The organism is Algoriella sp., assembly GCF_036647415.1.
Lineage (GTDB): Bacteria > Bacteroidota > Bacteroidia > Flavobacteriales > Weeksellaceae > Empedobacter.
The window spans coordinates 42,552-54,427 of the sequence record NZ_JAVXKG010000002.1 but is presented as its reverse complement, the minus strand read 5'-3'; the positions used below and the strand labels follow the sequence as shown (position 1 = coordinate 54,427).

Here is an 11,876-nt window from a genome sequence, read left to right as displayed (position 1 = left end):
TATAAAATTCGTAAAATGAGTGCACCTAATTCAGATCCAAAAGATGAATTTCATTTAGATGATTATTTGAGAGAGAATGATCAGATGAAAGAAGATGTCCGTTCTTCAATTGGAACAATGGAAAAATCGGGTAAACGAAAATGGGTTTATCCTAGAAAACCACGTGGTAAATTTACTAATTACAGAACTTACGTAAGTTATGTTTTATTAGCCATCTTAATTGTTACTCCATTTATAAAATTACCAAACGGCAATCCATTATTCAAATTTGATGTATTACAAAGTCAATTTGTTATATTCGGATTCCCATTCTTTACATCAGACTTTTTCTTATTAGCATTAGGAATGATTACAACAATCATTTTCATTGTATTATTTACGATGGCTTATGGTAGATTGTTTTGTGGATGGGTTTGTCCGCAAACTATTTTCCTAGAAATGGTTTTCCGAAAAATAGAGTATGCCATAGAAGGTGATCGTGCGAAACAAATTCGTCTAGATAAACAAGATTGGGACGAAGAAAAAATCAGAAAAAAATTATTAAAATGGACGATTTTCGCCATTATATCATTCATCATTGCTAATGTATTTCTAGCTTATATAATAGGTGCCGATGCATTATATGCATTAATAGAAGATGGTCCAGTAGATCATGTTGGTACATTGGTAGGATTAATCTTTTTCTCGGCTATGTTTTATTTCGTATTTGCTTGGTTTCGCGAACAAGCCTGTACATTGGTTTGTCCTTACGGACGTTTTCAAGGAGTTTTAATCGATTCGCATACAATCAATGTTGCGTACGATTTTAAACGTGGAGAAGGAACTGCAGGTCGTGCAAAATTCAGAAAAAATGAAGATCGTAAAGCAGAAGGGAAAGGAGATTGTATAGATTGTGGACAATGTGTTGCAGTTTGTCCTACAGGAATTGATATTCGAGATGGAATACAATTAGAATGTGTAAACTGTACAGCATGTATTGATGCTTGTGACGATGTGATGTTAAAAGTTGGTTTACCAACAGGACTGATTCGTTATGCTTCGGAAGATGATATTAAAAAAGGGGAAAAATTTAAATTTACAAAACGTCTAGCAGCTTATACAATTGCATTATTACTTTTGATTGCCGCGATGACAGTCTTCTTATTTTCTAGACCAGATGTAGAGTCAAAATACCTAAAAGTTCCAGGAACAGATTATAAAGTAGAAGGAAAATACTACGTTAATCAGTTTGAATATACACTTTACAATAAAACAAATAAAGATCAAATTGTAAGTTTGAAACTTTTATCTCATGCAAATTCTAAAATAGAAATGTATGAAGGTGAAAATAAATTAAACTTAGAAAAAGGACAAATCGTTCAAGGAAAATTTTATTTAAAAGTTCCAACAAACGAAGTTAAATCTTACAAAGAAAAAGTTGTAATAGGTTTAATAAACAAGAAAGGAAAAGTAATCGATAAATACGAAACGAGCTTCTCAGCTCCATTTAAATATTAAGAAAATGAAATTAAATTGGGGACATTACGTAGCAATTGCATTAGGATGTTTTATGATATTCATTTTATCATTGCTATATTTTGCAGGTGATACAGGCGGTATGGTAACCGAAAATTACTATGAGAAAGAGATTCATTTTCAAGATGAAATTAATTCAGAAAAGCGTGCAAATGCTTTAAAAGAAAAGCCAGAAATTATTTTACAAGCCAATGGATTTTTGTTTCAATTTCCAGAAACAACAGCGGCAGATTTCAAAGGTGATATATTTTTGATGCGTAACGATGACGAAACAAAAGACGTGAAGTTGCCAATCAAATTATCAGACAAAAAGAATTTTTTAGTTTCTTCGGTTAAATTAGTAGATGGCGAATATGAGCTAATACTTAACTGGAAAGAAAACAACCAAACATATTTGATTAAAAAGTCCATTCGATGGATTTCACAATAATCATAATAGCATTTTCTATAGGTCTTACATCATCCCTACATTGTGTGGGTATGTGCGGACCTATTGCTTTATCTTTGGGATTAGAATCTCAGAACAAGCTAAAATTTACACTTCGTAACTTAACGTACCAATTGGGTCGCGTTACAACCTACACAATTCTTGGTGCAATTTTAGGTCTTATTGGCGAATCACTTTCTTTCGCAGGTTTACAAAATTATTTAAGTATTTTGATTGGTGTTTTGATGATTATTATGGTCATGATTCCAAAATTCTACGAAAATGGAGCTACACAACTACGCCCGATAAATGCGTTGATGGTTAAGGTGAAAATCAAATTAGGAAAATATTTAATCAAAAAAGATTCTTCTTCCCTTTATATAGTTGGTCTACTTAACGGCTTATTACCTTGTGGAATGGTTTATGCCTCACTTACAGCAGCCATTGGTTTAGGATCGGTTTATAAAAGTGCACTGTTCATGTTCTTCTTCGGATTAGGAACATTACCATTGATGTTTGCGACCGTTTTATTTGGTAATTTCTTATCAGTAAAACAACGACAAACAATCCTAAAAATATTACCAATTATTACTTTAATTCTTGGCGTTTTATTTATTCTACGCGGATTAGAATTAGACATTCCTTTTATTTCTCCAGCCAAAGAAGCTTTACAACTTAATGGAATGGGCGATCATGAGATGTAGGATTTTATAATAAAATTTCAAAAATTGGTAGAGAATATTAGGCTATAAATAATATTTTTTTATAATTTATTAACACATAATATATCTTTAAAAACTCTGTAATCAAGCAATATAAGTTACATTTTTAAATTGCTAAATATAATTCGAATATATGTTATTGATTTAGTAATTAATCGTTTAAGTTGTTTTTTTTGTTTAAAAAAAATATATTTTTGCATTCAAAATACCTAAACTAAATTTATGAAATTATTTTTATCTCTTGTTACTTTGGTAACAACAACATTGTATGCCCAGACAGTAACAGACTACACAACTGTCACAGGTAATCCAACAGGAATTGTTTTTGATTCAAAAGGAGTACTTTATATTGGAACAGAATCTGATTATGGATTAAAAAAACATGAAAATGGAAATTTGACAACAATTAGGTCAGGAATGAACGGTCAACCAAGACAAATGACAATTGATTCTTTTGGTGAGATTTGGGCTTCATTTCAAGCTTTAGGTAGCGTAAAGTCTATCAAAGCAAATGGAATATCTACATCTTATTCTGCATTTAGTCCTTTTGGTATGGCTATTGATCCGATTTCAAAAAATATTTATTTCTCAGAAGAGGTTAAAGGAGTTATTACAGTTTTTAATCTAAAAACGGTTGAAATGACTAATTTACCACAATCAATACCTGGAGCAAGAGGTCTTGTGTTTAATGAAAATGGAGATTTATTTGTAGCATCTGTAAAAGATAATAAAGTTTATAAGATAAGTAAAAGTGGAGAGTTATCTACTGTTGTTACAAATGTTAAAAATCCTTCTTATTTAGTAATTGATCAAAATCAGAATTTATACATTTCAACTGAGTATAAAGGAGAAATTTATAAGTATAATTTGAATAGTTCAACAACTAACGCAGAATTATTTGTTTCAGATTTAGATTATACTAATGGAATTGCAATATATGAAGGTAACTTATATTGTGCTATAGTATCTAAAAATAAAATTGTAAAAATAACTTTACCAAGTCTAAATACGTCTGAAGTAGATATAAAACAAATAATTGCTTCGCCAAATCCTGTGAAAGATATTTTGAATATTAACATAGAAAATTCAAAGTTTAATGTAGAATTATATTCGGTTGATGGTAAATTAATTCTTTCAAAAGAAAATTCTAAACAAATTAATCTTTCGTCTTTAGCAAAAGGAACTTATATTTTACAAATTAGAACAGATAATAAGACTTATACACAGAAAGTACTAAAATTTTAAAAAACTACATATATATTGTGAACGTAAAAAAGACTTGGGTTAATAAAAATTCAAGTCTTTTTTTATTCATATTAAATGATAAAAAAACTCCAACTTTCATCCTTTCAAAATAAATTGTATTTTTGACGTTATCACTTTATGTGATGTAACTAAATAAACGTCAAAATGATAACACAATTACGAGGTAAATTAATTGAAATTTATCCAACAAATGCTGTAATAGATTGCAATGGTGTAGGATATTGGGTCAATATTTCTCTCAATACATATTCAACTTTAGAACACGAAGAAGCCGTTACAATTTTTACACATTTAATTGTTCGTGAAGATGCACATTTACTTTATGGATTTGCAACAAAATTAGAACGAGAAATTTTTCAGAAATTAATTAGTGTTAACGGAGTTGGTCCAGCTTCGGGAATGATGATGATTTCTACACTTTCTTCCAAAGAAATTGCAACAGCAATTGCAACAGAAGACGTAAAAGTATTGCAAAGCGTAAAAGGAATTGGAGCAAAAACAGCGCAAAGAATCATTATTGATTTGAAAGATAAATTGGATCAAAACTTAATTCAAGATGTTAATTCAGGGTCGGTTAAAAATAAATCTAAGAATGAAGCGTTATCTGCTTTAGAAGTTTTAGGAATTCCTAAAAAATCTGCAGAAAAAATCATGGACAAAATCTTACAAGATTCGCCAAACGCAGATGTGGAATTCTTAGTAAAAGAAACCTTGAAGAAAATTTAATGAAGATTCACCGCGAACCAAAATCTATTCGTAAAGGCTCTACTATAGCCGCTTTATGTTTCCTTTTTGCAATGGGAATAGGAAGCGATGCTATGGCGCAAGAAAACGATACACTAAAGTTTCCTATCCGAGATCAGAAAGGTGGGTTATTTTTAGATAATCAAGTAAAATACGATGTTCAATATGATGCAATTACGCGTCAATATATCTTATATCCCCAAATTGGAACAAGTTTAGTCTCTGATCCAATTTATTTAACTCGACAAGAATATCTTACTCTGGTACAGAATCAAGATATGAAAAGTTATTTCCGAACAAAATCACAAACAAACGATCAGTTTTACCGTGAGCAACGTTTTGGTGATAAAGAACAGAAAAAAGAAGGAAGTATTTTACCAAGTTTCCGTGTAAAATCTAAAGCATTCGAAACCATTTTCGGAGGATCAGAAATTCAATTGATTCCACAAGGTTACGTTAATTTAGATTTAGGCGTTTTCTTACAAAAGATAGATAATCCGATGCTTTTACCACAAAACCGTCAAACGCTTACAATGGATCTTAACCAACGTATGCAGATGAGTATTTTGGGAAAAGTAGGTGAAAATCTCCAAATGAAAGTAAATTATGATACTCAAGCTGGTTTTGGTTTTGAGAATCAAATGAAACTACAATGGAGAAAAGCATTGGGTAATAAATCTGATCCTTTCGGAGGCGAAGATGATATTTTACAAAATATAGAGTTAGGAAATATCTCTATGCCGTTAAGCACATCATTAATTACTGGTGCGCAATCTCTTTTTGGAGTTAGAACAGATTTAAAATTTGGTCGTACAAATGTAACAGCAGTATTCTCGGAACAACGTTCGGAGGCAAAAAATATAGTTGTACAAGGCGGTGGTGTAATGACAGATTTTAAAGTTGCAGCAGAAAAATACGAATATAACCGACACTTTTTCTTAGGACAATATTTTCGAGACAATTATGATACTTCTTTAGCTAATTATCCAGCAATTAACAGTAAAATTAATATTACACGCGTTGAAGTTTGGAAAATTGATAAATCAGGAGGAAATCAACCAAACAGACGTTCTGTTATTGCTGTAAGAGATATTGCAGAAAGTAATTCTATTCCTAATAACGGAAATAATCAATTATACGGAAACCTAGTTAAAGAAGATTTTCAAAGTATAAGTCAAGCAAGAAACTTCTTGAATGGTTATTCTTTCGATAATCAACAATTTCAAGATGGAGAAAATTTTGTTGTAAACGAAAATGTTAGAAAACTTGATCCTTCTGAATTTACATTTTATCCAAAATTAGGATACGTTTCGTTAAATACACCTTTGGTTGATGGTGAAGATTTATTAGCAGTATCATTTCAATATTCATTAAGTAGCGACCCAACAAAAGTTTACCAAGTTGGTCAAATGTCTGATACAAATTCAGGACCACTTATTGCAAAATTAATCAAACCAAATTCGGCAGTTAATGTAGCTTCGCCAATGTGGAATTTGATGATGAAAAATATTTACTCGTTAAATGCTTATGGTGTTTCGAGTGAAGATTTTATGTTGAATGTTAATTTTAAAGACAACAGCGAAAACTCTTCGGGAACTTTAAATTATCTTCCTAATTCGGCAATTTCAAATCAATCCTTAATCCAAGCTTTAAACATGGATAGATTGAACTCGAATGGGCAGTTACAACAAAGTCCTGACGGAGTAAAAGGAGATGGATTATTCGATTTTCAACCAGGTATAACAATTGATACAGAAAGAGGAAATATTGTTTTTACAACGGTAGAACCTTTTGGTAAATATTTAGATGGTAAATTAAAAGGACAAAATCCTGAATATATTTTTAATCAAATATATAAGCAATTACCAAATACTTTATCTGGAGAAAAATTAGCGAATAGATATACATTAGAAGGACGATACAAAGGAACTGTAACAGACGGTATTCCTTTGGGAGCGTTTAACGTACCACAAGGTTCTGTAAAAGTAACTTCTGGTGGAGCAACTTTAACAGAAGGTGTAGATTATACGGTAGATTATCAGTTGGGACGTGTAAAAATAATCAACGAACAACTTAAAAATTCTGGAGCATCAATCAATGTTAGTTTAGAAAATCAATCAACATTTAATCTTCAGAAAAAACGTTTCATGGGAGTTAATGTCGAGCATAAGTTTAGCGATAAATTTATGTTAGGTGGTACATTAATCAATTACCAAGAACGTCCAGTAACGCAAAAAACACAATTTGGTTCGGAACCTGTAAACAATACAATTTTCGGACTTAATACACAATATAACTCAGAAGCTGAGTGGTTAACTCGTTTAACAAATAAAATTCCGGGAATTAAAACAGATCAAATGTCGAACATTAGTGTTCAGGCAGAAGCGGCTTATTTAATGCCAGGAATCAACAAAGTAACAAGTGGTTATTCGTATATAGATGATTTCGAAGAAGCACAATCTCGTATCAGCTTATTAGACATCGGATCATGGAAATTTGGTTCTACTCCAGGTAAACCAGCAGGTTATCCAAATAGTAATCACCCATTTTTCCCAAATGGAATGAAAAATAACGACCTAAGTTTTAACAACGGTCGTAAAATGCTTTCTTGGTATACAATTGATCCTCGTTTTTATGGTTTAGGAGGTAGCTCACCATTAACAGATCAGCAAATGTCTAACCATAAAGCACGTCGTGTAAAATTAAAAGAGCTTTTTGATCAACGTGATGTTATGGCTGGTACAAATTCTTATATCAGTACATTAGACATGACTTTTTATCCAGAAGAAAGAGGTCCTTATAATGTTAATCCAAATTCTACAGATACAAAGAATTGGGGAGCAATGATGCGTCCAATATCAGTATCTAACTTCAAAGATTCTAACGTAGAATACATAGAGTTTTGGATGATGGATCCTTATGCTGATGGTGATGGAGGAGATGGAGAACTTTTGGTACATTTAGGAAACGTTTCTGAAGATGTATTGAAAGATGGTGAAATGATGTATGAAAATGGAATGCCACATTCTGCAAATGGAGCTACTACGACAGCAACTAATTGGGGAAAACAACCACAATTAAATCCTATTTTATATGCATTTGATACCGAAGGTGCTGCACGTAAACAACAAGATTTAGGTTTTAATGGTTTAAATGATTCTGAAGAAGCAGCCTTATACGGTCTTTCGACAAATAACTTGATTACAGGAGAATTAGATCCTGCGAATGATAATTATGTATTCTTTTTAGATGAGCGCTTTAGAGGAGCATCTATCGGAAATACAGTACAAGATCGTTACCGTTTCTTTAGAAATCCACAGGGAAATAACTCAACAGATAATCCACTTAACGCTTCATCTTTAATACCAGATGTAGAGGATATAAATGGTGATTATAATTTAGATCAAACAGAAAATTATAATCAGTATACGCTAAAAATCAATAAACAAAGTTTAGAAGATCAAGACAATAAATTTATTGTAGCGAGAAAAGAAGTTGATGGAGAATTTCCTGATAAATCGAAGAAAAAAGTAAAATGGTATCAAGTTCGTATTCCAGTTGATAATTTTGATTTAGATATTGATGGTGATGGTGTAGAAGAATTAAATAATACTACTTCTATCTCTCAAGCAGAAAGTGTATTAACAGCTGCGCGATTTATGCGTGTTGTAATGCGTGGTTTCGAACAAGAAACAACACTTCGTTTTGGTACATTTGATTTAGTAAGATCTGAATGGAGAAGATATCCAAAAAATATTTATCCTTTAATCGTTAGTAACCAAGAAGGTGCCAAAGAAGATGAAAATATAGACGATTTAGAGATCGGAGAAGTAAGTATAGAGCGTAACAATACAGATAGTCCGCCATACAAAATACCACCAGGTGTTTACCGAGAGCAAACACAAGGTGCATCGGGATATCAGTCTCAAAATGAAGCTTCGATGACATTGAAAGCTAAATTTAAGCGAGGAAGTACATCGAAAGCAATTTTTAAGAATACGAATTTAGATTTGCGTCGATACAAAAAATTAGAAATGTTTGTATCTGCTCAAAACTTACTGAATAAAACAAGTAATGAAATTGATAATGGTACAAAATTATTTATTCGTTTAGGTAGCGATTACACAGACAACTACTACGAATACGAAATGCCATTAAAATATACGCCAGAAAGTGCAAGAACAGAAAGCTCAATTTGGCCTGATGATAACTTTATTAATTTAACAACTGATTTATTTACAGATGCTAAAAAACAAAGAGATTCAGAAGGTTTTAGTACATTACAACGTTATAACTTCCCGTTTGATGCCGAAAATCCAAACAAAACAGTTTATGTAAAAGGACGACCAACATTAGGAAATGTATCGTCAATTATGATTGGAGTTCGTAATACATCTGGTTCGTCAGACAAAGAAGTATTACTTTGGGTAAACGAATTGCGCCTAAGTGAGATTGATAACAAAGGAGGTTATGCAGCCGCTGCAAATATTCAATTTAATTTAGGAGATTTTGCAAATGTACAAGTTTCGGGTAGTACAAGTTCGGTTGGTTTTGGAGCTTTAGATCAAGGACCAGCGGGACGTAATCAAGACGAATCGTTACAATATGCTTTAAATGCAGAAGTAAAATTAGATAAATTCTTACCAAAGAAATGGGGAATGGAAGTTCCGTTCAATTTTACGATTCAAGAAAGTTTTGTCGATCCAAAATATAATCCATTAGACAATGATATTATTTTTGATGAAGCGCCAAACAAAGCAGAATTAGAAAAGGTTGTACGTACATATACACAATTCAAAAGTTTTGCATTTAATAACGTAAGAAAAGTAAGATCATCAAACAATAATAATCCAACTCGTTTTTACGATCCATCAAACTTCTCAGTTTCGATGATGTATTCGGATAATTATTACCGTGATATTTACACACAATACAACGTTAATCAACAATTACGAGCATCTGTAAATTATAATTACGGCTTTAGAGGAAAATCGTACGAACCATTCAAAAAATGGAGAAAAGTACAACCAGGAGAAGAGTCTAGTAAATATTTACAATTTATTCGCGAGTTTAATATTAATCCATTACCAACACGTTTTTCTTTTAGAACAGAAGTAGCGCGTACATATAGCGAAAGACAATATCGCGATATAAGCCAGTATCTTGGCGGAAGTGGATCATCACTTATTCGTCCAACGTACAGTAATAATTTCTTGTTCAATTGGCAATATAATTTAGGATTTGATCTAACAAAATCATTGCGATTAGATTTGACATCATCTACAATGACGTTGAATGATGGTACAACTTTTCAACAAGCAAATCAAGGTTTAATTTGGCAAAATCTATTTACAATAGGTCGTCCAGTACAATATGATCAACAATTTCAGATTAATTATAAGTTGCCTTTAAAATTCTTCCCGTATTTAAATTGGATTAATATGGAAGTAGGATTTACGTCAAATTACAATTGGATGGCTTCTTCTACAGCATACAGAAATTTCGAAGTTGATGGAAGATCAGTTGATTTAGGAAGAGGAACAGGACAAAATTCTAATTCGGTTAATTTAATAGGAGATTTAGATTTTACGAAATTTTATCCAGAATTTAAAGGATACAAACGTTTCGATTCTATTTTGAAAGGACGTCGTGCAGAGATAGATTCTTTAAACAACGTTTATACAGAATTATTCGCGAAGAAAAATCGTCGTAATAAAAAATCAGCATATAAATTCAAAAACAAGTTTACAGCAAAAGATTATGGTTGGATGGTTTTATCATCATTAAAAAGAGCGAATTTCACATTCAATCAACGTAATGGTGCAGTAGTTCCAGGATTATTATACGAACCAGGTTTCTTTGGTGTAGATGGTAAAAATGGTCCATCTTTAGGATTTGTATACGGAACTCAATTTGATATAAAACGTCAGATGGTAGAAAACGGATTAGTTGTTGGAGATGAGTTAATGACAGATCCATATCAAATAACAAAAGGATCAGATTTTAATGCAACAGCTTTGATTGAGCCAATTCCAGATTTACGAATTGATTTGAATGCAAAACGCATGAAAGATCATCGTTTATACCACACAAGTTTCAATCAATACGACGGGGTTGGTGATAAATTTAGATTCAAAAATCAATACATAGACGAATTAACAAATCTTAATATATCAACCGTAAGTTTTAAAACTGCATTTACAGATGGAGATGCAATTTTTAATCAATTTATAGCAAATACAAAAATAATTTCTGGACGATTAGGAAGAGCTAATGCACGATTAAACAATGTTAAAGATGAGGATATTGTAAAATTAATAGATGGTCTAGGATATTTTAAAGGGTTTAGCGATAAAAGTTCGGACGTACTTTTACCAGCATTTGTTTCGGCAATAGAAGGTAAAGATGCAGGTTCTTCTAAATTAGGATACAACCGTGCAATTCCAATCCCGAACTGGAGAATTACGTATACAGGCTTAAAATCAATTCCAATTATTAATAAATATTTTGATAATGTAGAAATTTCGAGTGCATACAATTCTACATACACGGTTACGGGCGTACAATCTAATCCAAATTATATGTTAGATGCTGGTGTGGTTGCTGGAGGAAGTGTAACAGGAACAGATTTGAACGGAAATTTATATACTCGAAACTTATATGGTGCAGTTACAATGATAGAGTCTTTTTCTCCATTATTAGGAGTAGACTTAACATTCCGTAACAGTATGCAAGTACGTGCGCAATATAACCGCGATCGTATGATTTCGTTAAGTACAACAAACTATACTTTTTCTGAAGATTATGGATCAGAATTTATTCTTGGATTTGGTTATATTTTCAAGGACTTTAAAATGAAGATTCGTTATCAAGGAAATCAGAAAACGGTAAAAGGAGATTTAAATATTCGTGGAGATTTCTCGTTACGTGACAATCAAACAGTCATCAGAAAAATTATTTATACTTATGATGATCCATTAAATCCAACAACACCAACAGATATTAACGGAGATTCTCAAATTACAGGAGGTCAAAGAATAGTAACATTTAAATTAACAGCAGATTATAATGTAAGCAAAAGTCTAAATTTGAGATTCTATTGGGATCAGATGATGAGTGAATATAAAATTTCAACAGCTTTTCCAATTTCTCAAATTCGTGCCGGATTTAGTGCTACATTTACATTCGGAAATTAAAAACAA

6 protein-coding genes are annotated in these 11,876 nt (G+C 31.7%); all 6 read left to right on the top strand.

Annotation, left to right across the window (positions count from 1 at the left end):
- Positions 1-15: 15 nt before the first annotated feature.
- The 6 genes from ccoG to sov all read left to right on the top strand — a co-directional run bounded on the left by ccoG (position 16) and on the right by sov (position 11,870).
- A complete protein-coding gene (gene ccoG / locus RSC72_RS01175; RefSeq protein ID WP_332544071.1) occupies positions 16-1,497 on the top strand; it encodes a cytochrome c oxidase accessory protein CcoG in 1,482 nt (493 codons plus the stop codon).
- 4 nt (positions 1,498-1,501) lie between these two features.
- The gene (locus RSC72_RS01170; RefSeq protein WP_332544070.1) at positions 1,502-1,945 is read left to right on the top strand and encodes a FixH family protein; all 444 of its coding nucleotides are present in this window, start codon (positions 1,502-1,504) and stop codon (positions 1,943-1,945) included.
- Positions 1,930-2,646: a sulfite exporter TauE/SafE family protein gene (locus tag RSC72_RS01165; RefSeq protein ID WP_332544069.1), complete on the top strand. Its 717-nt coding sequence runs from the start codon at positions 1,930-1,932 to the stop codon at positions 2,644-2,646. The genes RSC72_RS01170 and RSC72_RS01165 overlap by 16 nt, the downstream gene beginning before the upstream one ends.
- A gap of 240 nt (positions 2,647-2,886) precedes the next feature.
- Positions 2,887-3,909, top strand: coding sequence for a Vgb family protein (locus RSC72_RS01160; RefSeq protein WP_332544068.1), 1,023 nt, complete (start codon positions 2,887-2,889; stop codon positions 3,907-3,909).
- 165 nt (positions 3,910-4,074) lie between these two features.
- Entirely contained in the window at positions 4,075-4,656 is a 582-nt protein-coding gene (gene ruvA, locus RSC72_RS01155) for a Holliday junction branch migration protein RuvA (RefSeq protein WP_332544067.1), read from the top strand.
- Positions 4,656-11,870 carry a T9SS outer membrane translocon Sov/SprA gene (gene sov / locus RSC72_RS01150; RefSeq protein WP_332578382.1) on the top strand — a complete coding sequence of 2,405 codons (7,215 nt, stop codon included), beginning with the start codon at positions 4,656-4,658 and terminating at the stop codon, positions 11,868-11,870. Before ruvA ends, sov begins: the two co-directional genes overlap by 1 nt.
- Positions 11,871-11,876 lie beyond the last annotated feature (6 nt).

Coding starts and splice junctions, on each gene's coding strand:
- ccoG (WP_332544071.1), top strand. CDS start 16: ATGAGTGCACCTAATTCAGATCCAAAAGATGAATTTCATTTAGATGAT.
- RSC72_RS01170 (WP_332544070.1), top strand. CDS start 1,502: ATGAAATTAAATTGGGGACATTACGTAGCAATTGCATTAGGATGTTTT.
- RSC72_RS01165 (WP_332544069.1), top strand. CDS start 1,930: ATGGATTTCACAATAATCATAATAGCATTTTCTATAGGTCTTACATCA.
- RSC72_RS01160 (WP_332544068.1), top strand. CDS start 2,887: ATGAAATTATTTTTATCTCTTGTTACTTTGGTAACAACAACATTGTAT.
- ruvA (WP_332544067.1), top strand. CDS start 4,075: ATGATAACACAATTACGAGGTAAATTAATTGAAATTTATCCAACAAAT.
- sov (WP_332578382.1), top strand. CDS start 4,656: ATGAAGATTCACCGCGAACCAAAATCTATTCGTAAAGGCTCTACTATA.